This is a genomic window from Leifsonia sp. L25 (assembly GCF_050632895.1).
In genome coordinates, this window is record NZ_JBODRZ010000003.1 from 248,592 (window position 1) to 273,655 (window position 25,064).

The window sequence follows — 25,064 nt, forward strand, 5'->3', positions numbered from 1 at the left end:
GCAGGACCGAGGACGACGCGCCGGAACGCTCGCCATCGGGTCGCAGAACCGAGCGCGCGGAGCGACTCGGATCAGTGCGACTCGGCCGCTGGTGCCCCGCACCACCGACGCGGGGTCGCTGCGTCTACGGCAGCACGATGTCGAAATCGGGATCCCCCTGATCCAGAACGCCGACCAACTGCGTCAGCACCCCGAGGTCGCCCTCCACCGTCAGCCCGTCCGACTCGGTGTCGCCGCCCACCAGCCGCAGCAGTCGCGGCTTCGTCAGCGTGAGGTGCAGCGGCGCCTCACCCGACGGCTCGCGCTCCACGTACACGAAGACCCCGTTGCGCAGGGTGAGGTGGAAACTGCGGCCCAGGTCGGTCAGCGTGATGTCGAACACCAGGTCGAGTTCCCACGCGCGCGGACCGTCGACGCGGATCGCGACCGAGTCGAAGAGCTGTTCCGGCGAGAGCTGGATGAGGATGGCCGGCGACGCCGTCGCGGTCGGGGTGCCGAAGTTGCCTTCGCGCAGCTCCCTCGCCCCGGAGAGGAAGAAATTGCGCCACGTGCCGTTCTCCGAACCGTACGCGAGCTGTTCCAGGGTGTCGGCGTAGAGCGCCGTGGCCGTCTCGTGCGCCGGCGAGGCGAACACCGCGTGGTCGAGCAGTGTCGCGGCCCAGCGGAAGTCGCCCGCGTCGTACGCCTGCTGCGCGAGTTCCACCACCCGATCCACGCCGCCGATCGCCGCGACGTACCGCTCAGCGAGCGCCTGCGGCGGGTGCGGCCAGAGCCGTGCGGGGTTGCCGTCGAACCAGCCCATGTAACGCTGGTAGACCGCCTTCACGTTGTGCGACACCGACCCGTAGTAGCCGTGCGTGCTCCACTCGGCGACGAGCGCCGGCGGCAGCGCGAAGTCCTCCGCGATCTCCGCTCCCGTGAAGCCCCGGTTGATGCCGCGCAGCGTCTGGTCGTGCAGGTAGCCGTAGAGGTCGCGCTGCACGCCGAGGAAGTGCCGGATGCGGCCGCTTCCCACGTCGGCCAGTGGTGGGAGGCGAACAGCACGTCCGACCGGTCGGCGAAGCGCTCGATCGCCTCGGTCAGGTAGGCCGACCAGATGTGCGGGTCGCGCACGAGTGCCCCGCGCAGCGTGAGGAGGTTGTGGAGGGTGTGGGTCGCGTTCTCGGCCATGCACAGGGCGCGGTAGCGCGGCAGGTAGAAGTGCATCTCCGCCGGGGCCTCGGTGCCCGGCGCAAGCTGGAATTCGATGTCGACGCCGTCGACGGTGAGTGTCTGGCCGGTCTCCCGGATGTCGACGGTCGGGACGAGGACGCCGGGCACGCCGGTGGAGGTCGTCTGCCCGAGGCCGGCGCCCACCTGCCCCGCGGGTCCCTTGTCGAGCGCCGCGCCGTACATGTAGCCTGCGCGGCGGCCCATCGCGGTGCCGGCGTAGACGTTCTCGGAGATGGCGTGGCCCAGGAAGCCCTCCGGGGCCACGATCTGGACCTTCCTGCCCTCCAGGTCGGCGGCCTCCACCACGCCGAGCACACCGCCGAAGTGGTCGATGTGGCTGTGCGTGAAGATCACCGCCACCAGGGGGCGGTCGCCGCGGTGGGCGCGGTACAGACCGAGCGCGGCCTCGGCGGTCTCCTTCGAGATGAGCGGGTCCACGACGATCACGCCGGTGTCCGACTCGATGAACGACATGACCGACAGGTCGAACCCGCGCGCCTGATACACGCCCTCGACCACCTCGTAGAGACCGTGCTTGGCGACCAGTCTCGACTGCCGCCACAGGCTCGGGTTGACCGTGGCGGGTGCGTCCCCGTCGACGAAGTCGTACGCCGCGGCGTCCCAGACCGCGGTGCCGTCGGCGTCGCGGATCACGGGTTCCTCGAGGGTGCCGAGGAAACCGCGGTCGGCGTCGGCGAAGTCGTCCGTGTCGTCGAACGGCAGCGTGTCGTGGAGCACCCGGTTGGCGTCGGCGATCGAGGCGGTCGGATCGTTCTGCTTCATGGGGTCTCTCCCTCGGGGCCGTGCGGCACACGGTGCGCACCGTTACCGCCGAGGTTTCCTCAGGGACGCCCGAGGCGTCTAGCCCCTCTCCGCCGGATCGCGCCACATCGTCGTGACGGGAGCGTCGTCGATCACCGCGCGGAAGCGGCCCACCGGCCGGAAGCCGGCGCGCACGTAACGGTGGTCGTTCGCCGGGTTGGTCGACTCGAGGTAGGCGGGGAGCCAGTCCGCGTCGAACCGGGCGAGGTCCTCCGCGAGCAGTCGCTGCCCGATCCCCTGCCCGCGATGGGCGGGATGCGTCGCCAGAAGGCTCAGGTACATGTGGGCGGTCCCGTGCGGGTGGGCGTCGTCGAACAGCGCATAGAGCTGTTCGTACGCGGCGTACCGCTCCGGCGACAGCGTCGCGACCAGGAGCGCATCGAGGTCGCGCTCCTGCTCAGGGGTGAGCTCCTCCACGTCCGGCGGCAGCCACACGGCGACGGTGGCGATCTCCCCGCCCGGTCCGTCGAGGACCGAGACGTTCCCGTGGCCGACCGCGCCCTCCACGAAGAACCGCCAGAACGGGAGGAGGTGGCCGGTGCCGCCGTCCGCGGAGACGAGCGCGGGACCCCACACCGGGTCGTCTCGGAACGCGAGCGCGATGGTCGTGGCGACCGCGTCCACGTCGGCCGCGCGGGCGGTGCGTCCGTTCATACCGGCACTGTAACGGCGGCCGCCGACAACGGGGAGGCCGGCGCTCAGGAGTCACTGCGGATGCGGTGTCTCCCCCGCCTCCAGCATCCCGATCAGCTTGGCGAGGCGGTTGCCGCGGCTGGGCGCGCTTGGGGCCGTGACGATGCGGTGGATGACCGCGTAGCGGTTCGCCGCGTTGAGCGTCGCGAAGGTCGCGGCGGCCACCGCAGAGACCTCGAGCGCAGCCGCGAGGTCTTCGGGGACCTCCGCGGTGCTCGACGGCGCGTACGCGCGCTCCCAGCGGCCGTCCGCCTTGGCGCGCTCGATCTCGGCGTGACCGCGCTCCCTCATCCGGCCCTCCGCGATCAGCGCCTCCACGAGCCCGATGTTGCGCTGCGACCACAGCGACGCGGCGCGCCGCGGCGTGAACCGCTCGACGAATGTCGACGTGTCGCGGCTGCGCTTCCGCCCGTCGATCCATCCGCTGCACAACGCCTCGTCCACCGCTTGCGCGTAGCTGAGGGAGGTCGGGTCGGTCGTCCCCTTCTTGGCGAGCACCAACCACACGCCGTCCGAGGCGCTCTCGTTGGCGTCGAGCCACGCACGCCACGCGGCGGCGTCGGCGACGATCAGCTCGGCGGTGGCAGGCGGTGTCATCCCGCCACCCTAGAGCGCACCGCCGACACCGGCCGCCTCACGCGTGCAGCAGCACCAGCACGTGGTAGACGACGTACGCCGGCCAGACGATCGCCTGCAGCAGCCCGAGCACGACGCCCCAGAACGAGCCGTCGGAGACCGAGACGAAGTAGACCGCAGCGCCGATGTAGGCGATGAAGAAGAAGAACCCCCACTGCGCCGACTGGACGACCACCCGGCCCCGCCCGTTCTCGCTCATGGCCGTCAGCGTAGCGAGTGGACGCAGCGTCGGGGAGCCCGGATCTCACACGCGCGCCCGCACGCCCGTCTGCAGGGGTGTGCGCGGAGACAGCACAAGGACGGTGGAGCTGATGCGGGTCTTCGTGGCAGGTGGGACGGGTGCGTCAAGCGCGTCCGGTCCGACTGAGCGGCGCCGCCCCCAGAGCCTTTTCCGCGCCCGCCCGCACCGATACTCTCGGCTCATGGCATCCGTCCCGCTCACCGACGCGCAGGTGCGCGAGCTGCGCGAGAAGTACGCCGCGGGCGCCCGCCAGGTGCAGTTGGCCGCGGAGTACGGTGTCCGCCAGAACACTGTGTCGAGCCTGGTGACAGGGAGGTCGCGCCAGGAGGCCGGCGGCCCGATCCTGCCGGGCAAGGCGCGCAAGGTGACGAGCGAGGAGGTCGTCGCGATCCGGGAGGCCGTCGCGGCGGGCGCACCGCGCGCGGAGGTCTCCGAGCGCTACGGGATCTCGCACCCGATGGTCTCCAACATCGCCTCCGGCCGCGCGTTCGCGGACGTCGGCGGACCACTCACCAGCACCGCGGCGACGCGGGCGCGGCCGCTGACAGTCGAGCAGGTGGAGCGGATCCGCGAGCGAGTCCGCGCCGGCGAGGACCGCCAGGCGATCGCGGACAGCTTCGGCGTCTCGCACTGGACGATCGCGTCGGTCGTCCGCGGCGCGACGACGGGAGTGGAGGAGGCGACCGGCGACGACGACGAGGTCGTCCAGATGCGCCGGCTGCACAGCGCAGGGGTCTCGCAGACCGAGATCGCCCGCCGGTTCGGCACCAGCCAGCAGCGGGTGAGCCTCATCGTGCGGGGCAGCTCCCACGCCGGGCACGGCGGCCCGATCGCCGACGCGCACCGGAGGCGGCTGGGCGACGACGAGGTCCGCGGCATCCGGGAGGCGTACGCGGAGGGCACGCCGCTCGCGGAGCTGGCGGAGCGCTACGACGTCACGCCCGCGATCCTTCGGCTCGTGGTGACCGGCCGCACCTACGCGGACCGGCCGGGACCGATCGCGCGCTGACCGCCCGGCACGATTCGTGCCGAATGTCGCGAATCGCGACGTCAATCGCGCGATTCGTGAGGAATGTCGAGGGCGGTGGCCGTGCTCCGGGCCTACCCGTCCCCGTCCCGGTTGACGATCGTGAAGGCGAGCTGCGCGGCCGGCCCGAAGATCGGCAGCGCGCGCGCGGCCGGCGGGAGGTCGAGCAGGGCGTGGATGACGTTGCGGTCCTGCGGGTCGGGGGTGAGCGTCAGTTCCTCCGCCATCTGACCCAGCTGGTTGATCGCTCCCGGCACGGCGCTGTTCCAGCCTGTCCAGGCGCCGAACCGCCCGTCGGCCGCCCGGCCGATGTCGACGATCAGCACGTCCTGCCAGTCGCCGACCTGCTCCAGGTTGCTGGAGAAGTCGAAGACGCCGTTGCGCGTGATGACCTGATACACGCGCAGGGTGAGGGCGTAGCGGGAGAGGTCCTGGCTGAGCTGCGCGTACGAGGCCACCGCCGCAGCCGCCACCGCGGGAAGTGTGGGATCGAGCGGATTTTCCAGCGCGACGTTCGCCTGTGCGCTCGACGGCGCCCCCCGCGCCGGCTCCTCCTGGCCGACGTCGAACGAGTCCAGGAGCCGGTGCCACCAGGTCCGGTGCCGCGCCTCGAGGGTGCGGCGGCGACCTCCACCTCGGATGCCCCGACAGCCGCCACCCCGGGTCCCGGGTCGTCCCCCACCCCCGGCGTGACGTGCGTCGGCGGGAGGTCGGACGGAGGCTCCTTCGAGAACAGGAAGGTCCCGACCAGCGGGATCGGCGCGTCCACCGAGTCGTCGCCGGCCGCGCCGGCCGCGTGCTGCGCGATCTCGGCGTTGAGCTGCACCGGGTTGTAGTGCGCGGCCTTCTGCTCGGTGATCAGCACCGACAGCCCGCGGATGGCGAGCTGGAGGTCGGCCTGCCACGCGACGTCCGGCCGCGCCGCGACGACGGACGCGGGCGGCAGCTTGCTCAGCTCCACCTGCACCGACCAGTGGCCGAACAGGAAGCGCGACAGGTTCTGGTAGCCCTCCTCGGAGTTCACCTCGCCGTACGGGCCGGAGTGCGACTTGTAGACGAACGCCCGGTGCGCACCCTTCACGTAGGCGTTCTCGATCAGGACCAGCCCGTCGCTGCGTGGCCCGACGCCGAGCTTCGCCAGGTTGTAGTCGTTCTGGTCGGTGCCGATGATGCAGAACACGTCGTCCACGTCGAACACCGAGGGCGGCATGACGCGCGGATCCCACGCCTCCCCGATCGGCTTGTCGCCGAACTTCTTCCCTGGCGTCAGGTAGCCGTACATCTTCGGCGGCGAGAAGATGTCCGACCCGGCAGGTCCGAACGTCTCCATCAGCCAGTTGAGGAGGCCGCCGGTGAAGACGATCCCGCCGTGCGGTGTCGCGTAGGTGCAGAACTTTGCGACGAGCTCCTTCGCGGGGATGCGGCCGTCCTCCTCGCACACCTTCTGCATCATGCAGCGCGCGACCAGCCCGCCCATCGAGTGCGCGACCAGGAACACCTTCGGCGCGCCGGTCTTCTCGCGGACCGTCAGCACGAGGTCGTACAACTCCCGCGCGGCCTGCTCGATGTCGAAGCCCTGCGCCTGGGTGTGCTCGCGGACCAGGTCCTCCGTCCAGGTGATCGCCCGGTCGAAGAGGTTGCCCGTGCGCGGCGTCGGCGCGGCGTACGTGGTGGCGGCCTCGTCGTAGAAGCGGTGGATCCAGATGGACTTCTGCGGCAGCGTGCCGGCGTCGGCCGTCGCCAGCAGTTCCTTCTGGCTGCCGCGCACAAGGAGCTGGTAGGCGCGCTCCCCCAGCAGCCGAAGCAGCGGGCCCTCGAACTGGTAGAACAGCGGGTCGCCGTCCCCGTTGACCCGGGTGTGGGTGGCGCCCTCGTTGAAGCCGTAGAAAGGATCGTTGACCGTGGAGTCGATCTGACTGGTCGGGCCGGCATACCCGCGGCAGTAGACGATCGGCAGCTCTTGCACGGGGACAGGGTCCCGCCGATGGTGAGGATGTGTCAAGACCGGATGGTCTACTGTCCGGAGAGGACGAACGGCCGGCCACCCGAAGGTGACCGGCCGTCCAGAAAGCGAAAGCGTCAGCCCCCGATTCGGATGAGCTTCTTGTTCACGAACTCGTCGGCGCCGAAGCGGCCGAGCTCGCGGCCCGAGCCCGAGCGCTTCACGCCGCCGAAGGGCAGCTCCGCGCCGTCGGCGAGGACGACGTTGACGAAGACCATGCCGGCCTCGATCTGGTCGGCGACCCGGAGGGCCTGCTCCTCGTCGGTCGTGTAGAGGTAGGAGCCGAGGCCGAACGGCGTGTCGTTCGCGATGCGCACCGCGTCCGCCTCGTCCTTCGCGCGGAAGACCTGCGCGACCGGACCGAAGAACTCCTCCTTGGAGGCCGGGTTGTCCGGCGTCACGTCGGTGAGCACGGTCGTCTCGAAGAACGCTCCGTTGCGGCCGCCGCCGCGCACCAGGGTCGCGCCGTTGGCGACGGCGCGCTTGACCTGCTCGTCCAGGCCCTCGGCCGCCTTCAGCGACGAGAGGGGGCCGAGTGCCGAGCTCTCGCTGGTGGGGTCGGTGGCCTCCACCTCGGCGAGCTTGGCGGTGAACTTGGCGAGGAACGAGTCGTACAGCTCGTCCGCGACCACGAAGCGCTTCGCGGCGTTGCAGGACTGGCCGCTGTTGTCGAGGCGGGCGTCGACGGCGTTCTGCACGGTGGCGTCCAGGTCGTCCGTCGACAGCAGGATGAAGGGGTCGGACCCGCCCAGCTCCAGCACGACCTTCTTGAGGTTGCGGCCGGCGATCTCGGCGACCGCGGCGCCCGCGCGCTCCGAGCCGGTCAGCGAGACGCCCTGCACGCGCGGGTCGGCGATGACCGTCTCGATCTGGTCGTGCGACGCGTAGATGTTGACGTACGCGCCCTCCGGGAAGCCAGCGTCCAGGAACATCCGCTCGATCGCGGCGGCCGACTCCGGGCACTGCTCGGCGTGCTTGAGCAGGATGGTGTTGCCGATGATCAGGTTCGGGCCGGCGAAGCGGGCCACCTGGTAGTACGGGAAGTTCCACGGCATGACACCGAGCAGCACGCCCAGCGCCGAGCGGCGGACGACCGCGGAGCCGGTGCCGTCCAGAAGCTGGATCGGCTCGTCCTTCAGGAACTCCGACGCGTGGTCGGCGTAGTACTCGTAGATCGCCCCGGCGAAGTCGACCTCGCCGAGCGCCTGCTCGACCGGCTTGCCCATCTCGCGCACGATGATGTCGGCCAGCTCCTGGCGGCGCTCCACGTGCAGCTCTCCGACACGGCGCACCAGGGCCGCACGCTCCTCGACCGTGGTCGTCTTCGACCAGGTGCGGTATGCGTTGTCGGCCGACGCGATGGCGGCCTGGAGGCCCGCGTCGGTGATGGTGTCGAAGGTCTTGACCGTCTCGCCCGTGGCGGGATTGGTCACGGCGTAGCTCATGTTGCTCCTTATTCCTACAGTGACGGGGTCGTGGCCCTGGGTGATCGGGGCAGGGAAGCCCTCAAGAAGACACTACGGGTCCGGTGTCGGCTCGCGCTACGAGTCGAAGCCGGCCCTCCGGCGGAGCCTGCTGCCCGTGCCCCCACCCCCTCCGCCAGGAGCCTGCGCACGCCACGCCGCCGACTCTCCTACCGAACGCCGTTCGGAAGGAGATCCAGGCGCGTCTTCCTTTCTCCGGGTACGGCCGCTCAGGCGACGCGCTGGCGCGGGTGGTCGGCGCTAGCCCAGCGCCCGAGCCTTCAGGTGCGCGAACTCGTCCTGCGAGATCGCGCCGGTGTCCAGCAGTGCCTGCGCCTTCGCGATCTCATCCGCCGGGCTCGCGCTCGAGGTGACCTCGCGGATGTGCGCGTCCACCGCGGCTCGCGTCTCCGACGCCTCCTTCATGTTGCGCTCCGCCATTCCGCGGCCGCGCGCGACGAGGTAGACCAGCGCCGTCAGGAACGGCACGAAGATCAGGAAGATGATCCACACCGCCTTCCACCAGCCGTTGAGCGCGCGGTCGCGGAAGAGGTCCCCGATGATCGCGAACAGCGCGAACAGGTAGGCGACGAACGCGAAGCACCAGAAGAAGAGCCAGACCGTACTCCAGAAGCTGCTCATTTCGTTCCTCCCCTCGAGTGCCGGCCCAGTGCCGGCGCCCGGAATGTAACCCCGCGGAACGGCCCGTGGCTACACCCGTTCTGCGCGTTCCGAAATGCTCGGACGGCAAGAGAATTCTCTCCATTGCCCTCTCCCCAACGCCGTGGCGGTGATGCATCCTGTGGCCGAACGCGCCAGACCGAGCGGGGAGGTCGATATGGACATCGCGTTGGTCGAGGCCGGGCTCGTTCCCGACGACGCCGGCCTCATGACGGCCACGATCCGCACCCTCGACACCCTGCACGACGAGGACGGCGACACGGTGATTCCGGGTCTCGACTCGGGAGGCTGGGACGGGGCTGCGATGGACGAGCCGGTGCACCGGGAGGGTTCGGCCATCCTCCCCGGGGTCGACCTCCTGGGCACCGGCTCCCCGGCCGACCGGATCTGGATGAAGCCTCCAGTCTCGGTGCCCGGGATGGACCCCCCGAACGCCGACGAGCCGTCCATCCCGGCCGCGATGTAGGCCGGCACGGGAAGGCGGGGACGGTCGATGCGGGAGTTCGTCAGGTTCGCGGGGGCGGTGGCTCTGGTCGCCCTCGTGGCCCTGGCGACGACACCGGGCGCCGACCTGAGCACGACCCGGCTGGTGGACGCGCTGGTCGTGCTGATCGCGGCGGTGGTGAGCTCGTTCTGCGCGGGGGTGGCGGAAGTGCGGCGCGTGCAGGCGGCGGAGGCGGCGGCTGACGACCAGCTCGGTCTGAGCGCCCCCCGCGACGGGGTGGCGCGGTGACGGGGCGGCGCGGTGACGGGGTGGTCAGAAGACGGGAGCGGCCTGCTGTGTAGGTTGGTCCCATGACCGACCTCCCGGACGCGCTCCCCGCCGACTACGAGCCCGCGCACGTCTTCCGCGTGGTCGCGATGCCGCTCGACCGCGGCTGGGGCGTGTGGCTGCGCGCGGCCGACGACAGTGTCATCCACAGCTTCGGGATCGGGCTGCCGCCCGAGATGCCGTTCCGTCCCGACGTGCTGGAGGTGCTCGGGCCGGTACTCAACCTGCAGTTCCGGCTGGCGTACATGGACGACGCGGCATGGGACGAGCTGGAGAATCACTGGTCGGCGGTCGTGTACGAGTACACACCGCGGTAGCGCTCGCTCAGTCGTCGGGCGTGGTCACCTGCTCGACGCCGTCGCCGTCCTCCAGCGTTCCCGGCACCGTCCCCTCGTAGAGGTAGGCCGCGGCCTCCGGCCACGCGCTGGCGTCCACCAGGCGGAACACGTCGACCGCGGCGGCGCCCTCGAACATCGAGGCCGCCCGGATCACCGCGGGAGGCCCGGCGCCGACGATCGGGAGCCGCCTGCTCGTGCTCTCGCGCGACTCGCCGGGGTACAGGAAGACCGCGACGAAACTGCCGCGCGTGTCCTCCATGACCGACCCCCGAAAGCCGTCCGTGCCGCCTCCGCGCGCGCTAGCTCTTCAGTTCCCGTCCGTGCACCGTCACCGCGTAGATCACGAGGATGTCGACGGTCACCATCACGATCGACCACCACGGTTGTGCCGGCAGCGACATGAGCTGCGTCACGGCGTTGACTCCCGCGATCACGACGGCGAACACGCGCGCCCACATCGCCCCGCGCAACAGGAACAGCCCGGCGAGCAGCAGGAGCACGCCGATGATCAGCGACCACCACCCCCAGAGTGCCACGTTGAACGAGGCGACGCCCTTCGTGCTGACGAAGTACGCCGTGTTCGGTCCGACGATCGCCATGATCCCGTAGAAGATGTCGATCGCCGCTCCGATGAAGAGCATGGTCGACGCGAAATACGCCCAGCCGACCCAGCCGGTCGCCGCCCTCGCCTCGGTCATTTCCCGCACCCCTCTCGCCGCCGCCGTCCCGTCCGGAGCGGCGGCACTCTCGGGGACGGCCCTCCGGCTCCCCTGTGGCCGCATGATGCCCCCGTGGTCGCGAGCTCGGCAATACGTCGTTCGGCGCCATCCGGGGGACAAAATCTCGGGAATAGCCAAGGCGGTGCCGCAGGAGGCACAATCCGGACATGAGCGAAGCCAACGCCACCGGCCCCACCGCCCTCGGCCCCGGCACCGTGCCCGGGGGCATCCCACTCAAGCTGCACCTGAGCGAGCCGGAGTACGCCGCGCTCGTCCGGATCGCCCTGCACCGCCACACCACGGCATCCCACCTGGTCGAGACGCTCGTCCTGCGAGCCCTCGAACACGCCGAGGTGCCCCCGCCGGCCGACTCGTCGCCGAAACGGTCGCACACCACCTACGACGAGGCCACGCGCGGGTTCACCCGTGATGGGGCGCGGGTGAGCCTGCCGGAGCAGTGAGCTGCGATGGCAGGATGACACCGTGACCGAATCCATCCTCCTCGTCACCGGAACGTCCTCCGGTATCGGCCTCGCGACCGCGGTCGCCGCCGCCCGCCACGGCTTCACCGTCGTGGCCACCATGCGCGACCTCGGCAGGGCGGGCGCGCTGCAGGCCGCAGTCGACGCCGCCGGCGTCACACTCGACCTCCAGCCCCTGGATGTCACCTCGCCGGCCTCCATCGAGGCCTGCTTCGACCACATCCGGTCGACGTACGGCCGCCTCGACGCCGTCCTCAACAACGCGGGCGCCGGGCACCTCGGGACGGTTGAGCTGGAGTCCGTCGACGACGTGCGCGCCGTCATGGAGGTCAACTTCTTCGGCGTCGTCGCCGTCACCAAGGCCGCGCTTCCGCTGCTGCGCGAGAGCGGCGGCCGCGTCGTCACGGTGTCGAGCGTCGGCGGCGTGGTGGGTCAGCCGTTCAACGAGGCGTACTGCGCTGCGAAGTTCGCCGTCGAGGGCTTCATGGAGTCGCTGACCCCGGTCGCCGCGACCGTCGGCGTCCGTGTGAGCGTGATCGAGCCGGGAGCGGTGACGACCGAGTTCGTCGCGAACGTGCAGGCGCAGGAGACGCCGGCAGTGGCCGGGACGCCGTATGAGGGCGCGCTGAACGCCTACCTGGCGCGCACCGCCGCCGCGTTCGACCCGGCCGCGGCGCAGACGCCGGAAGGCGTGGCGGCGGCGATCCTGGAGACACTGACCACGGCGGAGCCTGACGCGCCCGCTCCCCATCCGCCCTGCCGCGGGGCGTCGCTGGTCAGCGCCTGCGGCCGCCGACCAGCACGTAGATCAGCGGCAGCGCCGACACGCTCATCAGCACGATCCCGAATGCCTGGACCGTGGGCAGCAGCACCGCTCCGGCGACCAGGAAGCCACCGAACAGCACCGCCGCGATCAGCCGCCGGGTGACGCGTTCGAGCCGCCCGATCCGCTGGTCGAGCCCGGGCGTCTTCACCGAGAAGTTGCCCTCCTCGATCCGGTTGACCATCCCGTCGAGCCGCTTCGGCAGCCGCGCCGCGACGCCTGCGATGGCGGCGGCCTCCTTCAGCGCGTCCTGCACCATGTTGCCGCTCTCGTCGCGCAGCAGCTGCGTCGCGTAGGGCTCGATCGAGTTCCACATGTTGAAGTCCGGGTCCAGCGCACTGCTCACCCCGGACGTCAGCGACATCGCCCGGACGATGAGGAGGAAGTGCTCCGGGAGCTGGAACGGCAGCGACCGGATCACGTCGCCGAACTGGGTGGCGAAGTCGCGGAACTCCCGCTGGTCGACCTCCCGCAGTTGCGCGAACCCCATCCCGCCGAACCGCGCGAACAGCTGCGTCATCGCCCGTTCGAGCTCGCTGGTGTCGGAGGTCGGCAGCAGCACCCCGACGTCGCGCATCGCGTCCACGAGCCCTTTGCCGTCGCGCCCCGCCGCGGCGATGAGGAGCTTGCGGAGGCCGCGGCGCGTGCCGTCGGGGACCTCCCCCATCATCCCGAAGTCGATGAACGTCAGCTTCCACGGGTGCGCGGTCGTCGCGTCCATCCCGTCGCCGGCCTGCGCGACGTCGGGCGTGACGAAGATGTTGCCCGGGTGCGGATCTGCGTGGAAGAACCCGTTCGTGAAGAGCTGGTCGAACATGACGGAGGCGAACACCGGTGCCACGTGCGCCGGGTCGATCCCGGCAGCGCGCAGCGTGAGCACGTCGGTGATCTTGATCGCCGTCACGTCTTCGAGCGTGAGCACGCGCCTCGTGGTGCGCTCCCAGACCACTTCCGGCACGGCCACGCGCGGGTCGTGGGTGAAGTCCTCCGCGAACCGCGCCGCACTCCTGGCCTCATGGAGGTAGTCGATCTCCTCCAGGCTGGTCGCCGCGAACTCTTCGACGAGGGCCGGCATGTCCACCCGGTCGGCGACCACACGGACCCGCTTGAGCCAGCCGCCCACCCGCCGCAGCGCGGCGAGGTCGACGTCGACGATCGCGTCGATCCCCGGCCGCTGCACCTTCACGACGACCGTGTCGAGCCCGGTGTCCTCCCGGTCCTGTGCGGCGAGCCGCGCCCGGTGCGCCTGCCCGAGGGAGGCCGCCGCCACCGGGACGGGGTCGATGCTGTCGAAGACGCGTTCCAGCGGCATCCCGAGCTCGTCCTCGGCGAGCCTCCTGATGGCGTCGAACGGGACGGCCGGGACCTCGTCCTGCAGCCCCTCGAGCTCCTTGGTGATCTCGGGAGGGAGGATGTCGAGCCGCGACGACATGAACTGGCCGACCTTGATCATCAACCCGCCGAGCTCGACGGCGAGGTCGTGGAAGCGCCGGGCGAAGGCGGTGAGGCGCTTGGTGCGTCCGCGCTCGCTGAAGCGGCCGAGCCCGATGCGCGGCAGGAAGAGGTCGTACCACCAGATGTGGATGAGGTTGGCCGCGGCGAACCGCAGGATGCGGCGGTAGCGGGCCCGGGTGTTGCCGGAGCCCGCTACTGCTGCTGTCCTGTTGTTCGTGCCTGGTGTCGTCGTCGCGCCTGATCCGGCCGCGTCGGGCGCCGTCACCCGCTCAGTCCTGGGCGTCCTGGGCGAGGATCGAGTACAGCTTCCGCCGCGCCTCGTCGAGGACCGCGACGGCCTCCTTGATCTGCTCGGGCGTCCCCGTGCGCCGCACCTGGGCGGCGGCCTGCGCGAGCGCCATGCCCGCCTTCGGCAGCTCGGAGTCGAACGGGTTGTGGCCGCCGGTCCAGTTGCCCGGGCCCCAGCCGCTCTTGGCGTCTTCCTTCTTCTCCTCGGGAGCCCACGGCGCGGGCCCGGCCTCCTCGGCGGCCGCGCGGCCCTCCTCGGTGAGCGAGTAGGTCTTGCGCCCATTCGACTCGTCGGCCATGATGAGTCCCTCGTCGGCCAGCAGCTGCAGCGTCGGGTAGACGGACCCGGCCGACGGCTTCCAACTCCCGCCGGTGCGCTCCTCGATCTCGCGGATGATCTGATACCCGTGCATGGGCTTCTCGGAGAGCAGCGCCAGCACGGCGGCGCGCACGTCGCCGCGGCCCATCCGGGTGCCGACCTTCTTCTCGAACTGCGACCGGAGCTGATCGAAGGCCTGGAACAGGCCGTCCGCGTTCATGTTGCCCCAGCCTCCGCCGCCGGTGAATGTTCCGCTCATGATGTGCCTCCAGAGTGACTGATCGGGTGAGTCGGTAACGATAGTCAACGATATATCGTTCGGGGGTGGATCGGGAGGGCTCCCAGCGATTCGGGAGGTCTGCTGATGATACCGGGCGGGGCAGTGTCGGGCCTCCCCAGCACCCCCATCCAGACCCCACCCCAATCCAGGGGCAATTCCCTACCGAGCGGTCAGCTTCTCGCTAGTCTGCTCACACGACCCGAGAAGGACTTCATCGTGAGCGACGCCTCTTACCCTCCCGCCGGCTGGTACGCCGACCCCGCCGCGTCCGGCAGCGTCCGGTACTGGAATGGAACCGCCTGGACGGAGCACACGGCGCCGCACAACCCCGTGCCATCCCCGGTGTCACCGGTCGCGAGCGCCACCGCCCAACCTGCTGGGTTCGGCTCCGCGCCGTACGCCCAGCCGGCCGGCACGGAGACCTCGTACCGCGATCCCGCCGCCTACGCACCCCTGCAGTCGCATTCGCCATACCCTGGCCCGCAGTACGTCGTCGCCGTGCCGCCGAAGAACGGCAAGGCGACGCGAGCGCTCGTCTGGGGAATCGTCAGCCTCTTCATCAATCCGTTCGCGCTGCCGTCCGTCCTCGCGATCGTCTTCGGCGCCCAGTCGCGCACCACGGCCGATCAGATGGAGCGCGCCGGGCTTGTCGACTCCGGCCGGGGACGTGCCACCGCCGGGCTCGTCCTCGGCTGTATCGGTGCGGCCTTCTTCGTGGTCTGGATGGTGTTCTACATCAGCCAGCTCAACTGGCACGGGCCCGCGCAGGCCGGCTAGCCAGCCGCTCCGCCTTCCGAGCGGCTCCCGGCGAGCGACCGTCGCCCGATCGCGAACCGGTAAGCAATCGCTCGACCGCCGGAGTGCTCGCACCCCCACCCCAACCGTGGCACTCTGGACCCCGTGGCCCTTCCTCCCCCGCCGCCCGCCGCCATCGTCATCGCCGGCGGCCGATCGACGCGTTTCGGCAGCGACAAGCTGCTCGCGGAGGTCGACGGGCGCACGCTGCTCCAGCGGACGATGGAGGCCGTGAGCGGGTGCGCGACGGTCGTTCTCGTCTCGGCGACCAATCAGACGGTGCCGCGCGGAGTCGTGGTCGTGTCCGAGTTTCCGCGGTGGGGCGGGCCGTGCGCAGGCATCGCTGCGGGCGTCGCCGCATTGCCGGAGACGGTCACCGAGACGCTCATCGTCTCGGCCGATCTTGCACGACCGGCCCGCGCCGTCGCCGCGCTGCACGCCATCGAGACGGGCGTGCTCGCCGACGGCGACGGGAACGTGCAGTGGCTGCTCGCGCGCGCCCCGGTCGCGGCCCTCCGGGCGCAGCTCGAACAGCTCGACGCCGGCGGCGGCACGGCCGGCCGACCCGTCCGCGCACTGATCGGGCACCTCGGCCTCCCGATCGTCCGCGCCCACCCCGACGCCGTTGCGGACATCGACGAACAGCACGACCTCGAACGAGCGAAGGAGCGACACTGATGGAACCGCAGGAACTCGACGCATGGGCCGGTGCTGCCGCCCGGCGGCTCGGGGTGAGTCTGGAGCCGGGCGACGTGTCCGCCCTGCTCGACCTCGCGAGGGACGCCGCCCACGGGGTGACCCGTCCGGCCGCGCCGCTCACGGCCTACATCGCCGGGATGGCGGTGGCCTCGGGGCGGACGCTCGAGGATGTCGCCCGCGAACTCCGGGTCGCGATCGCGGAGGCCGGCCAGGGCGTCGACGGCTGACCCCGCCTACATCACCGACATCAGCAGGACGCCGACCGCCATCCCGGTGACCTCGCCGAGCTCCAGGAGGCCGCGTCCACCGCGACGACGCTCCAGCCCGCGAGCCCGCGCCATCGTGACGAGCAGCCATGTGCTGTACGCGAGATACCCCGCGACGAACGCGACCACGATCGCGCCGAGCGACACCCCGTGCGCGTGCGCCGGAACGGGCGCGCCACTGCCCCGAGCCATCCCCGGCGACATCGCCACCAGCGCCGCCATCGTCACTCCGCCGAGCGCCCGGTGCAGGCTCATCGGCGGCACCCTCCGCGACCGCCGCTGCAACGCGAACCCCGCCGAGGCCAGTGCCAGCACGATGGAGGCCAGACCGACGCCGGGCACGGATGACCCGAGCACGCATCCGGCCATCGCCAGCACCATCAGCCCGGCCGACACCCACACCCGCGCCGGGCGCGCCGTGCCGAGCAGGCAGCACGCGGAGACCGTGGAGGCCCCGAACGCTCCCAGGTCGAGGAGCATCAGTGCCCGCAAGTGCAATCGGCACCGCAGGAGACAGCGGCAGAAGACGCGGTGTGGCACGACCCGGTCGCCGACCGCGGCACGTCCAGCGTCGGGTTCCGGTCGAAGAACCCGTACGGCTTCAGCGTGAACCCGGCGTAGTCCACCGGCATGATCGGCCAGTCCTCCAGCCGCGGGAAATGGGTCAGCCCGAACGTGTGCCAGACGACGATGTCCTCGCCGTCCAGAGGGCGGTCCTGGGCGACGTACGCCGGGAGGCCGGCGCCGCCCGGGTGCAGGTTCACCGCGTACCCGGCCGCCCACAGCTCGGACGGCTCGTACTGCGTCACCCACAGGTGGTGCGCGGCGAAGCCGGCGCGGCGACGCTGGTGCGCCTCGTCCGCCGAGAACAGCGCGGGCTCCGACGACGGGTGCAGCACGTAGCTCGTCGGGCGGCCGACGCGGTTGCGGCGGGAGGCGCTGCTGATCGACCAGACGCGCCCCACCGAACCGTCCGCATCCCGAACAGCGGAAGCCTCCGACGACAGGCGGGTGGTGGTCCGGCCGATCGCACTCCCCCATGGGTTGCTCTCCGATACCGGCACGCGCGCGACGTCGATCTCGTCCACCGCGTTCGCGACCCCGTCCACTGTCATGTCGAGCCGCGCGCAGAACATGTGCTGGTGCACGGGCGCGCCGAGTCCGGGCGCGAGCGGGGTGGAGTACGGGTCGTCGCCGCCGTCGTGGGCGCCGGTGAAGACGATGCCCGTCGCCTTGGCCTCCACCTCGAACGTGCCGTCCAGGTAGAAGTAGAAGTAGAAGCCGTAGTCGTAGTTGCCGACGGTTGTGAAGAAGGAGACGACGAGGCGGCGCTGGCGGCGGGCCTCAGACGTGTGGGTGAACTCGTCGGTGTGCTTCCAGAGGATGCCGTAGTCCTCCTCGTGGATGCAGATCGCGTTCGTGATCACCCGCGGGTTGCAGAAGTCGTCGGCGACCACGGCGTCCAGGTACAGGATCTCGCCGAGGCAGTCGCAGCCGAGCTCCAGGGAGTTCGCGAGGCGGCCGAACTGGTACTCGCCGGCGTCGTAGTAGTTCTGCCAGCCGTGGATGGGCGTGGGGTCGGCGTAGTTGACGACCATCTCCGAGATGGAGGCCCGGTACAGGATCGGGCGGCGCTCCTGCTGGTAGGTGAACGCGACGTCGTGGAGGGTGAGGCCCTCGCGGCCGTTGAAGCCGACGCGGAGGTCCCAGTTCTCCCAGCTCAGCACACCGTCGCGGTACTCGAAGCCGACGCCCTCCGGCTGGGTGATCTCGATGGGCTTCAGCGAGGTGCGCAGCGGCCCGGTGATCTCCGGGTCGAGGTAGTCGCCGGACTCCAGGGGCACGGTGTCGATGGGGGTCTCGACCAGGCGGATGACCGAGCGCGAGAGGGTGTCGACGTGGGCGACGATGCCGTCGATCGGGTGCGCCCAGGGGAGGTCGGACTCGCTCTGCTGGAGGAAGGCGAGAACGCGGAACATCCGGCGGCCCTCCTCGTCGTCGTAGTCGAAGTGGCCGGCGGTGAGCGGGCAGGTGCGGACCTGGGAGATGTCGTGGATGCCGCGCTTGGCGAGCGCGGCGACCCAGCCGGCGTCGGCCTTCACGATCTCGTCCACGAGGCCGAACTCCTCGTCCAGCACGGGCGCGGTGCCCTCGGTCAGGCGATCGAGCTCGCGGGTGTGGACGACGGCTCCGGTGGTGATGTCGGCGACCGCCTGCGTGACGGCGCCGGTGGAGAAGTCGAGCAGCAGCGCCTCCACCTCACGGTGCAGCGCGGCGGCGCGGCCGGCGTCGAGGACATCGCGCTTGTGCGGCTCGCGCAGCATCACGTAGGTGAAGCGGGTGTGCTCGGTCACGAGGCCGGCGGCGGCGAACACGTCGCGGGCGCGGGCGATCTCGGCTGCGGTGAGTGCGGCGAGCGGGTGGGAGGTCGCGGTGGCGATCGTCAGGGACATTCCAGAACTCCTTCGTCGGTGGATCCCGATTATTATTGACTTTAGCGTCAAAAACCTGCTGTGGGAAGAGGCCGGGGCTACGGGCACCGGGGGCGACAACGGAGGATACCCGGCCTCCCGGCAGCCACATCTCCTCCGCTCGCTGCGATTTCGAGGCTCCAGAGGCGGACCTCCTCCGTTGTCGACATCCGGTCGTGCAAGATGGGGGCGTGCCGAAGATCGTCGATCACGACCAGCGTCGCCGCGACATCGTGGATGCCTACCTGCGCGTCCTCGCTCGCTCCGGCGTGGCGGGGACGCACGGGCGCTCGGTCGCGGCCGACCTCGGCGTGGTTCCCGGCACGCTCTGGCACTACTTCGACTCGGTGGAGCAGATCGCGGAGGCAGCGGCCCAGCGGGGAGTCGAGCGCACACTGGAGCGGATCGCCGCGCGCACGAGCGACGCGCGCGGGCTGGCGGCGCTGCTCGCGATCGCGGAGGAGATCCTGCCGACGTCCGCGGTGACCCGCGAGGAGGCGCGGGTGGTGGTGGCGTTCTGGGGACAGGTGCACGCAGGCTCCGACCCGCGGTCGGCGTTCGGCCGCCCGCGCGAGTTCACTGAACTGACTCGCACGGCGCTCACGGACGCGGTCACCGACGGCGAGCTCGCGGCGGCCACACCCATCGAGCCGCTGGTGCGCCTGCTCGACTCGGTCTACGCCGGCGAGCAGGTGATCTGGGCGGCGGAGTCCGCCGAGGACGACACCACTCAGATCCGCCGCACGTTCGCGACCGCCGTCGCGCCGTGGCTGAGCGACATGCCCTCCGCCGCCGCCACAACCCTCCGCGCCTGGGCGAGCTGACGTCAGTGTAGACAATTGTCTACGGGGAAGGTAGGGTTGGGAGATGATTTCGACGCTCGATGACCGCAGCATCACCGTCGGGCAGCTTCGGCAGAACCCGACGAAGATGCTCGCCGATGTTCAGAGCGGCGAGCGCTATGTGGTGACCAGCCACGGTCGGGCCATCGCAGACGTCGTGCCGCACGTGGATTCGGCCTGGGTACCGGTCGAGCGGGTGGCCCAGCTTCTGGCGACGAGCGGCGACGAGGACTGGGCGGGCGAATTGCAGGCGCAGCGGTCCGAGCAGGACCTGCGGGATCCCTGGCAGTGAGAGCGCTGCTGGACACCAACGTCGTCATCACCGGCGGGTATGTCCTGCCGGAGGAGATCACCGAAGTGTCGATCTGCTCCATCAGCTACGCCGAGCTCGAGCAGGGGCTCGTCGCACCCGGCCTGGATGCGGCGGCGCTGGCCGATCGCAAGCTCCAGGTTCTCGAGATCCGGCAGGCGTTCGGCCGGGGCGTCCCCTTCGACGATGTCGCTGCGATGTACTACGGACGGATCGTCGAGGCCGTGCACGCGTCCGGGAGGTCACCGCGCGGCCGGATCGCCGATCTGATGATCGCAGCGGTCGCCCGGGCGAACGCCGCCGCGATCGTCACCCACAACGTCGCCGACTTCGCCGGCCTCGAACGCGTCGTGCGGGTGATCCCCGCCGTCTGATCCACGCCATCCGTTCCGGAGTTGTGCACGCAACGATCCGTGCGCAGGCGTGCACAACTCCGGAGCGGATGGAGGCGGGCTCAACGCGCGCCGGTGAGGGTGCGGGGGTCCGTGATCGCGTCGTACTCTGCGGCGGTCAGCAGGCCGCGGCCGACGATCGCGGTGCGCACGTCTCCCCCGGTCTCCAGCGCTTCGTGCGCGATCTGCGCGGCGGTCGCGTAGCCGATCCGCGGCGTCAACGCGGTCACGAGCCCGACCGACGAGGCGACCCGTGTCCGCAGCAGCTCGGCGTCGGCCTGGATGCCGTCGACGCAGTTCACCCGCAGCGTGCGGCACGCGTTGGTCAGCCAGGTGAGTCCCTGCAGCAGCGCGTTCGCGATCACGGGCTCGAACGCGTTGAGCTGGAGTTGGCCGTTGTCGGCCGCCATCGTGATCGAGACGTCTGCGCCGGCGATCGCGAACGCCACCTGGTTGACGACCTCCGGGATCACCGGGTTGACCTTGCCCGGCATGATCGACGACCCGGCCTGCCGCGGCGGCAGGTGCAGCTCGCCGAAGCCGAACTGCGGGCCGCTCGACAGCAGTCTCAGGTCGGAGGAGATCTTGGACAGCTTGATCGCTGCGCGTTTCAGGGCGGCCGAGACGAGCATGAAGACGCCGGTGTCGGAGGTCGCCTCGATGAGGTCGCCGGCCGTCACCAACGGCAGGTCGGTCAGTCCGGCCAGGTGCCGCACCACCGCGGCGGCGTAACCGGGCGAGGCGGTGATGCCGGTGCCGATCGCGGTCGCGCCGAGGTTGATCTCGGCGAGCAGCGGGATGGTCTCGGTCAGGCGCAGGTTGTCCTCGTCCATCGTCACCGCGAACGCCGTGAACTCCTGGCCGAGCGTCATCGGCACCGCGTCCTGCAGCTGCGTGCGCCCGATCTTGACGTGGTCGCGGAACTCCACCCCTTGGAACGGAACGCGCCCGCCAGCCGCGCGTGCTCGGCGATCAGCCGCCGCAGCCCGATGGTGAGCGCGATCTTCACCGCGGTCGGGTACACGTCGTTCGTGCTCTGGCTGCGGTTGACGTGCTCCAACGGGTGGACGACGTCGTACCTCCCGCGTGGATGCCCGAGGCGTTCGAGCGCGCGGTTGGCGATGACCTCGTTGGCGTTCATGTTGCTGGAGGTGCCGGCGCCGCCCTGGATCAGGTCGACGACGAACTGGTCGTGGAAGGCGCCCTCCACGATGTCCTGACAGGCGGCGTCGATCACGTCCGCGACCGACGACTCCAGCACCCCGATCTCCGCGTTCGCCCGTGCGGCCGCCTGCTTGACGAGCGCCAGGGCGGTCACGAGCTCGGGATACGTGCCGATCCCCCGCCCGGAGATCGGGAAGTTCTCGACGGCGCGCTGCGTGTGCGCGCCCCAGTAGGCGTCGGCCGGCACCTCGACGGACCCGAGCGAGTCGTGCTCGGTGCGGATCCCGGTCACGAGACGACATCCACGACGGTCTGTGCGAGGGCGACGGCGGCATCCCGCAGCGCCTTCTCGGCCAGCGGTCCGACGCACGCGGCGGCGAACTCGGGCTGATGGTTGGTCGCCGGGAGGCTGCCGACGCCGATGTACGGGTGGATGGCCGGGACGACCTGCGACACGTTGCCCATGTCGGTGGAGGCGCGGTTCATCCGGCCCGCGGTGGACGAGCCGTCGAACACCCGACCGAGCGCCACCGCGTTCGCCCGGTAGTACCCGAGCGCCCGCTCGTCGTTGCGGAACTCCGAGTACGGCTTGCTCTCCGGCGTGACGGTGAGCGTCGTCCCGGAGGCGAGCGCGCCCGCCTCGAAGCAGCGGTTCACCTTCTCCTCGACGCGTTCCAGCTCGGCCAGGCTCTCGGCGCGCACGTACCAGCGGCCCTCCGTGCGGTCCGGGATGGCGTTGGGCGCCTGGCCGCCGACGGTCTGGATTCCGTGCACGCGCGCCGAATGCGGAAGCTGCTGGCGCAGCAGGCCGATCGCGACCTGCGCGACCACGAAGGCGTCGTTGGCGTTCACGCCCTCCTCCGGGTAGGCGCCGGCGTGCGCGGCCTTGCCGTCGTAGCGGACGTGCGAGTGCGCGACGGCGAACGGGCGCGCCTCCGCGACATCCACCGGACCGGGATGCGCCATGACGGCGAGGTCCAGGCCGGAGAACGCGCCACGGTCGAGCAACTCGATCTTCCCGCCGCCGCCCTCCTCGGCCGGGGTGCCGTAGACCTCCACGGTGATCCCGAGCTCATCGGCCAGAGCAGCCAGAGCGCTCGCGACACCGACGGCAATCGCGGCGATCAGATTGTGGCCGCACGCGTGGCCGAGGCCGGGCAGCGCGTCGTACTCGGCGCAGACGCCGATCCGCACGGGGCCCGAGCCGGCGGTCGCGAGGAAGGCGGTCTCCAGTCCCAGGTAGGCGGGCGTCACGACGAAGCCGCGGGAGGCCAGCGCTTCCTGCAACCGGGCGGCTGCGCGGTGCTCGTTCCAGGCGGTCTCCGGGTCGGCGTGCAGCGCCTCCGAGAGGGCGACGAGCTGCGGGAGGCCGGCGTCCACGAGCGCGCGGACGCGCTCCTTCAGCGGCGCATCCGCGAGCACGGCGGTACCGGCGCCCTCACTCATCCCCCGGCACCCCGTAGCTCGGCGCCCCGGCCGGCATCAGCCCGCGCGTCACGTACGCGTCCCGCTGCGGGAGCCACGTCTCCACGAGGATCTCGCCCAGCAGCTCGACGGGGTCGTCCGCCCAGTCGACGCGGAGGTCGGTGACGCGCCAGCCGGCGTCGCGCACGACCGCGACGCCGGCCGAACGCACCGGCCCCTCCTCGCCGCCCGCGGCGACGGCGGCCTGCAACGCGGCCAGCAGCCGCACCTCCAGCTCGCCGGTCGCCGCCTCGAACGCGTCCACCATGAGCTGTGGGATGTCGGGCCGAGCCAGCATGTTGCCCGCCGCGACCGCGTGAGCGGAGTGCGCCTGGCCGTGGTGGCCGAGCACGTGCGAGCCCGAGTGGATCGCGGAGCGGCCGTCGCGGTCGATCACGAGCAGCTGCCGGTAGTCGATGTCGGGCGTGGAGGCCACGACCCACGCCAGCACCTCCTCCACCGGCCGGCCGTCGCGCAGCCCGTCGATGAGCTGCGGGCCGAGCCGGGGGTCGGTGATGTTCTGGGAGTGCGCGCCGCCGACGCCGTCGGCGAGGTTCACGCAGCGCGCTGCGACAGCGGGCGAGGAGGAGCAGATGGCCGAGCCGATCGCCCCGGTGCCGTCGACGGCGAGGATGGAGAACGTCACTTGGCACCTCCCGCAGAAGAGCTCAGCACCGCCGTGGCGTCGATCTCCACCAACCATTCCGGCCGGGCCAGCGCCGAGACGACGATGCCGGTCGACACCGGGAACACGCCCTTCAGCCAGCGCCCGACCACCCGGTACACGGCCTCCCGGTACCGCGGGTCGATGATGTAGATGACGACCTTGACGATGTCCTCGAGGCTCGATCCTGCCTCCTCCAGCAGCATCGCGATGTTCGCCATGGCCTTCTCGGCCTGGGCCTCCACGTCGCCGACGCCGACCGATTCGCGGGTGTCGAGGTCTTGGCCGATCTGGCCGCGCAGGTAGACGACGCCGCCCGCCACGACGGCCTGGCAGAGGTCGTTGTCGAGGTTCTGCTCGGGGTAGGTGTCCTTGGTGTTGAACGGGCGGATCCGGGTGTGGGTCGGCATCAGACGGCTGCTCCTTCCGCCGCGACCGCGGCGTTCTCGTACGACTGGTAGGTGCGCTGGATCTGGATCTGGTCGGCGATGTAGCCGGCGTCGTGCCAGACGCCCCAGATGAAGCTGGAGCCGCGGCGCGACTGCCACGGCAGGCCCAGGAAGTACACGCCGCGCTCGGCGGAGACGCCGCGCTGGTGCACCGGCCGGCCCGCAGCATCCAGCGCGTCCACCTGCAGCCAGCCGTAGTCGACGCCGAAGCCGGTCGCCCAGACGATGGAGGTGATGCCGGCCGCAGCGAGGTCGAGTTCGGTGACCGGGTCGGTGACGCACGCGGGGTCGGGGCCGAGGACGCGCGCCTCCGGCTCCTCGGGGAGGTCGAGGCCGTTGCGTTCGATGTAGGCGTCGGCCTCGTCGAGCACCGACAGGTAGTTGGCGTCGCCGGCGTGGATGTTGGCGGCGAGGTCGCTGCCGAATGTGATGACGCCGTCGGAGTAGGCCTGCGTGCGGCCGACGAGCGTGATGCCGCTCTCCGCCAGCTCCCGGAAGTCGACGGTGCGGCCGCCGCGCGCGCCGCTGACCGCGATGGTCACGTGCTCGGCGCCGGCGGCGGGGGCGGAGGCCTCCCACTTGCCGAGGACGCCCAGCCACCACACGTTGTCGCGCCCCCGGTAGCGGCGCGGCGGCCGGTCGTGCGGGCCGACCGAGAGGTGCACCTGGCGTCCGGCGCGGCGCAGCTCGTCGGCGATCTGCACGCCGGAGGAGCCGGCGCCGACCACGAGCACGCCGCCGGCGGGGAGCTGGTCCGGGTTGCGATAGTCGCTCGAGTGCAGTTGCTCGATCCCCGCCGCGGCCGGGATGACGGTCGGGATGACGGGCTTCTGGAACGGGCCCGTCGCGGCGACGACGTGGCGGGCCGTGTAGCTGCCGTCGGTGGTCTCGACCCGGAAGCCGGGGGCGCCGACGTTGCGGCGGACCGACAGGACCTCCACGCCGCTGCGGATGGGAGCGTTCGTCATAGCGGCGTACGCCACGAAGTAGTCGGCGACTCGCTCCTTGGGGGCGAAGCCGTCCGGGTCGACGTCGTCGAACTCCAGGCCGGGGAAGCGGTCGTGCCAGGCCGGGCCGTTGGCGACGAGCGAGTCCCAGCGGCCCGAGCGCCAGCGTTCGGCGATGCGGCCGCGCTCCAGCACGAGATGCGGGATGCCGCGCTCGGTCAGGTGGGCGCTCATCGCCACACCGGCCTGTCCCGCGCCGACGACGAGGACCTCGATTTCCTGGCTCGACATGTGATCTCCTTCGCTCGTCCGAGGTGGTCTGGCCATTGTCAGCAGCCCAGAGCGAAT

30 protein-coding genes and 2 pseudogenes are annotated in these 25,064 nt (G+C 71.0%); 12 read left to right on the forward strand and 20 right to left on the reverse strand.

Features of this window, described 5'->3' with window-relative positions; genetic code table 11:
- Window positions 1–124: 124 nt before the first annotated feature.
- The 5 genes from ACRAWC_RS05115 to ACRAWC_RS05135 form a co-directional block, all read right to left on the reverse strand.
- Complete coding sequence (locus tag ACRAWC_RS05115) at window positions 125–934, reverse strand: alkyl sulfatase dimerization domain-containing protein (RefSeq protein WP_431349365.1); 810 nt, start codon at window positions 932–934, stop codon at window positions 125–127.
- On the reverse strand, window positions 823–1,995 hold the full coding sequence (locus ACRAWC_RS05120) for an alkyl/aryl-sulfatase (protein WP_431346786.1): 1,173 nt from the start codon (window positions 1,993–1,995) through the stop codon (window positions 823–825). The genes ACRAWC_RS05115 and ACRAWC_RS05120 overlap by 112 nt, the downstream gene beginning before the upstream one ends.
- Before the next feature lie 78 nt (window positions 1,996–2,073).
- A complete protein-coding gene (locus ACRAWC_RS05125) occupies window positions 2,074–2,688 on the reverse strand; it encodes a GNAT family N-acetyltransferase (RefSeq protein ID WP_431346787.1) in 615 nt (204 codons plus the stop codon).
- 51 nt (window positions 2,689–2,739) lie between these two features.
- Window positions 2,740–3,324 carry a YdeI/OmpD-associated family protein gene (locus ACRAWC_RS05130; protein ID WP_431346788.1) on the reverse strand — a complete coding sequence of 195 codons (585 nt, stop codon included), beginning with the start codon at window positions 3,322–3,324 and terminating at the stop codon, window positions 2,740–2,742.
- 37 nt (window positions 3,325–3,361) lie between these two features.
- Window positions 3,362–3,562, reverse strand: a complete 201-nt coding sequence (locus tag ACRAWC_RS05135; RefSeq protein WP_431346789.1) for a hypothetical protein — start codon at window positions 3,560–3,562, stop codon at window positions 3,362–3,364.
- Window positions 3,563–3,785: 223 nt separating this feature from the next.
- Here ACRAWC_RS05135 and ACRAWC_RS05140 point away from each other — a divergent pair, with 223 nt between their 5' ends.
- A complete protein-coding gene (locus ACRAWC_RS05140; protein ID WP_431346790.1) occupies window positions 3,786–4,613 on the forward strand; it encodes a hypothetical protein in 828 nt (275 codons plus the stop codon).
- A gap of 92 nt (window positions 4,614–4,705) precedes the next feature.
- On the opposite strand, the gene ACRAWC_RS05145 is transcribed toward ACRAWC_RS05140, so the two are convergent.
- The 4 genes from ACRAWC_RS05145 to ACRAWC_RS05160 form a co-directional block, all read right to left on the reverse strand.
- On the reverse strand, window positions 4,706–5,032 hold the full coding sequence (locus tag ACRAWC_RS05145) for a hypothetical protein (RefSeq protein ID WP_431346791.1): 327 nt from the start codon (window positions 5,030–5,032) through the stop codon (window positions 4,706–4,708).
- Window positions 4,951–6,597 (reverse strand): esterase/lipase family protein, encoded by a 1,647-nt coding sequence (locus ACRAWC_RS05150; RefSeq protein WP_431346792.1) that lies wholly within the window; start codon window positions 6,595–6,597, stop codon window positions 4,951–4,953. Before ACRAWC_RS05150 ends, ACRAWC_RS05145 begins: the two co-directional genes overlap by 82 nt.
- Window positions 6,598–6,710: 113 nt before the next feature.
- The gene (locus tag ACRAWC_RS05155; protein WP_431346793.1) at window positions 6,711–8,078 is read right to left on the reverse strand and encodes an NAD-dependent succinate-semialdehyde dehydrogenase; all 1,368 of its coding nucleotides are present in this window, start codon (window positions 8,076–8,078) and stop codon (window positions 6,711–6,713) included.
- A 279-nt stretch (window positions 8,079–8,357) separates the two neighbouring features.
- Window positions 8,358–8,738: an SHOCT domain-containing protein gene (locus tag ACRAWC_RS05160; RefSeq protein WP_431346794.1), complete on the reverse strand. Its 381-nt coding sequence runs from the start codon at window positions 8,736–8,738 to the stop codon at window positions 8,358–8,360.
- Between the two features lie 196 nt (window positions 8,739–8,934).
- Between ACRAWC_RS05160 and ACRAWC_RS05165 the strand changes: the two genes are divergently transcribed.
- The 3 genes from ACRAWC_RS05165 to ACRAWC_RS05175 all read left to right on the forward strand — a co-directional run bounded on the left by ACRAWC_RS05165 (window position 8,935) and on the right by ACRAWC_RS05175 (window position 9,866).
- Window positions 8,935–9,243, forward strand: coding sequence for a hypothetical protein (locus ACRAWC_RS05165; RefSeq protein ID WP_431346795.1), 309 nt, complete (start codon window positions 8,935–8,937; stop codon window positions 9,241–9,243).
- Window positions 9,244–9,270: 27 nt separating this feature from the next.
- A complete protein-coding gene (locus ACRAWC_RS05170; protein WP_431346796.1) occupies window positions 9,271–9,510 on the forward strand; it encodes a hypothetical protein in 240 nt (79 codons plus the stop codon).
- A 62-nt stretch (window positions 9,511–9,572) separates the two neighbouring features.
- The gene (locus ACRAWC_RS05175) at window positions 9,573–9,866 is read left to right on the forward strand and encodes a hypothetical protein (RefSeq protein ID WP_431346797.1); all 294 of its coding nucleotides are present in this window, start codon (window positions 9,573–9,575) and stop codon (window positions 9,864–9,866) included.
- A gap of 7 nt (window positions 9,867–9,873) precedes the next feature.
- Here ACRAWC_RS05175 and ACRAWC_RS05180 read toward each other — a convergent pair whose 3' ends face one another.
- Together ACRAWC_RS05180 and ACRAWC_RS05185 are read right to left on the reverse strand one after the other, a co-directional pair.
- Entirely contained in the window at window positions 9,874–10,146 is a 273-nt protein-coding gene (locus ACRAWC_RS05180; RefSeq protein ID WP_431346798.1) for a hypothetical protein, read from the reverse strand.
- A gap of 40 nt (window positions 10,147–10,186) precedes the next feature.
- Entirely contained in the window at window positions 10,187–10,585 is a 399-nt protein-coding gene (locus ACRAWC_RS05185; protein WP_431346799.1) for a DUF7144 family membrane protein, read from the reverse strand.
- A 188-nt stretch (window positions 10,586–10,773) separates the two neighbouring features.
- Between ACRAWC_RS05185 and ACRAWC_RS05190 the strand changes: the two genes are divergently transcribed.
- Both ACRAWC_RS05190 and ACRAWC_RS05195 read left to right on the forward strand, forming a co-directional pair.
- A complete protein-coding gene (locus ACRAWC_RS05190; RefSeq protein WP_431346800.1) occupies window positions 10,774–11,067 on the forward strand; it encodes a hypothetical protein in 294 nt (97 codons plus the stop codon).
- 22 nt (window positions 11,068–11,089) lie between these two features.
- Window positions 11,090–11,665 (forward strand): annotated as a pseudogene (locus ACRAWC_RS05195) (SDR family NAD(P)-dependent oxidoreductase); the annotation flags it as partial.
- A 199-nt stretch (window positions 11,666–11,864) separates the two neighbouring features.
- On the opposite strand, the gene ACRAWC_RS05200 reads toward ACRAWC_RS05195, so the two are convergent.
- Both ACRAWC_RS05200 and ACRAWC_RS05205 read right to left on the reverse strand, forming a co-directional pair.
- Entirely contained in the window at window positions 11,865–13,523 is a 1,659-nt protein-coding gene (locus ACRAWC_RS05200; RefSeq protein ID WP_431349366.1) for an ABC1 kinase family protein, read from the reverse strand.
- A 112-nt stretch (window positions 13,524–13,635) separates the two neighbouring features.
- Window positions 13,636–14,232: a PadR family transcriptional regulator gene (locus ACRAWC_RS05205; RefSeq protein WP_431346801.1), complete on the reverse strand. Its 597-nt coding sequence runs from the start codon at window positions 14,230–14,232 to the stop codon at window positions 13,636–13,638.
- A 237-nt stretch (window positions 14,233–14,469) separates the two neighbouring features.
- On the opposite strand from ACRAWC_RS05205, the gene ACRAWC_RS05210 reads away from it, so the two are divergent.
- The 3 genes from ACRAWC_RS05210 (at window position 14,470) to ACRAWC_RS05220 (ending at window position 15,974) form a co-directional block, all read left to right on the forward strand.
- Window positions 14,470–15,030 carry a DUF2510 domain-containing protein gene (locus tag ACRAWC_RS05210; RefSeq protein ID WP_431346802.1) on the forward strand — a complete coding sequence of 187 codons (561 nt, stop codon included), beginning with the start codon at window positions 14,470–14,472 and terminating at the stop codon, window positions 15,028–15,030.
- A gap of 123 nt (window positions 15,031–15,153) precedes the next feature.
- Window positions 15,154–15,726 carry a molybdenum cofactor guanylyltransferase gene (gene mobA, locus ACRAWC_RS05215; RefSeq protein ID WP_431346803.1) on the forward strand — a complete coding sequence of 191 codons (573 nt, stop codon included), beginning with the start codon at window positions 15,154–15,156 and terminating at the stop codon, window positions 15,724–15,726.
- Window positions 15,726–15,974 carry a DUF6457 domain-containing protein gene (locus ACRAWC_RS05220; protein ID WP_431346804.1) on the forward strand — a complete coding sequence of 83 codons (249 nt, stop codon included), beginning with the start codon at window positions 15,726–15,728 and terminating at the stop codon, window positions 15,972–15,974. The genes mobA and ACRAWC_RS05220 overlap by 1 nt, the downstream gene beginning before the upstream one ends.
- 6 nt (window positions 15,975–15,980) lie before the next feature.
- Here the strand turns inward: ACRAWC_RS05220 and ACRAWC_RS05225 are convergent, their stop codons facing one another.
- The gene (locus ACRAWC_RS05225; protein WP_431346805.1) at window positions 15,981–16,493 is read right to left on the reverse strand and encodes a hypothetical protein; all 513 of its coding nucleotides are present in this window, start codon (window positions 16,491–16,493) and stop codon (window positions 15,981–15,983) included.
- Window positions 16,493–18,466, reverse strand: coding sequence for a primary-amine oxidase (locus ACRAWC_RS05230; RefSeq protein WP_431346806.1), 1,974 nt, complete (start codon window positions 18,464–18,466; stop codon window positions 16,493–16,495). The genes ACRAWC_RS05225 and ACRAWC_RS05230 overlap by 1 nt, the downstream gene beginning before the upstream one ends.
- 209 nt (window positions 18,467–18,675) lie before the next feature.
- Between ACRAWC_RS05230 and ACRAWC_RS05235 the strand changes: the two genes are divergently transcribed.
- Genes ACRAWC_RS05235 through ACRAWC_RS05245 form a run of 3 tightly spaced genes read left to right on the forward strand, consistent with a single transcriptional unit; the run spans window position 18,676 to window position 20,010 of the window.
- The gene (locus ACRAWC_RS05235) at window positions 18,676–19,308 is read left to right on the forward strand and encodes a TetR/AcrR family transcriptional regulator (protein ID WP_431346807.1); all 633 of its coding nucleotides are present in this window, start codon (window positions 18,676–18,678) and stop codon (window positions 19,306–19,308) included.
- A 43-nt stretch (window positions 19,309–19,351) separates the two neighbouring features.
- On the forward strand, window positions 19,352–19,618 hold the full coding sequence (locus ACRAWC_RS05240; RefSeq protein ID WP_431346808.1) for a type II toxin-antitoxin system Phd/YefM family antitoxin: 267 nt from the start codon (window positions 19,352–19,354) through the stop codon (window positions 19,616–19,618).
- Window positions 19,615–20,010, forward strand: coding sequence for a PIN domain-containing protein (locus ACRAWC_RS05245; RefSeq protein WP_431346809.1), 396 nt, complete (start codon window positions 19,615–19,617; stop codon window positions 20,008–20,010). Before ACRAWC_RS05240 ends, ACRAWC_RS05245 begins: the two co-directional genes overlap by 4 nt.
- Window positions 20,011–20,090: 80 nt before the next feature.
- Here the strand turns inward: ACRAWC_RS05245 and ACRAWC_RS05250 are convergent.
- From ACRAWC_RS05250 to ACRAWC_RS05270, 5 genes and pseudogenes are all read right to left on the reverse strand, one after another.
- Window positions 20,091–21,484, reverse strand: a pseudogene (locus ACRAWC_RS05250) (aspartate ammonia-lyase).
- Window positions 21,481–22,638 carry a M20 family metallopeptidase gene (locus tag ACRAWC_RS05255; protein WP_431346810.1) on the reverse strand — a complete coding sequence of 386 codons (1,158 nt, stop codon included), beginning with the start codon at window positions 22,636–22,638 and terminating at the stop codon, window positions 21,481–21,483. Before ACRAWC_RS05255 ends, ACRAWC_RS05250 begins: the two are co-directional and overlap by 4 nt.
- A complete protein-coding gene (locus ACRAWC_RS05260; protein ID WP_431346811.1) occupies window positions 22,631–23,302 on the reverse strand; it encodes a DUF1028 domain-containing protein in 672 nt (223 codons plus the stop codon). The genes ACRAWC_RS05255 and ACRAWC_RS05260 overlap by 8 nt, the downstream gene beginning before the upstream one ends.
- Window positions 23,299–23,730, reverse strand: a complete 432-nt coding sequence (locus ACRAWC_RS05265; protein ID WP_431346812.1) for a RidA family protein — start codon at window positions 23,728–23,730, stop codon at window positions 23,299–23,301. The genes ACRAWC_RS05260 and ACRAWC_RS05265 overlap by 4 nt, the downstream gene beginning before the upstream one ends.
- Window positions 23,730–25,007 (reverse strand): flavin-containing monooxygenase, encoded by a 1,278-nt coding sequence (locus ACRAWC_RS05270; protein ID WP_431346813.1) that lies wholly within the window; start codon window positions 25,005–25,007, stop codon window positions 23,730–23,732. Before ACRAWC_RS05270 ends, ACRAWC_RS05265 begins: the two co-directional genes overlap by 1 nt.
- Window positions 25,008–25,064 lie beyond the last annotated feature (57 nt).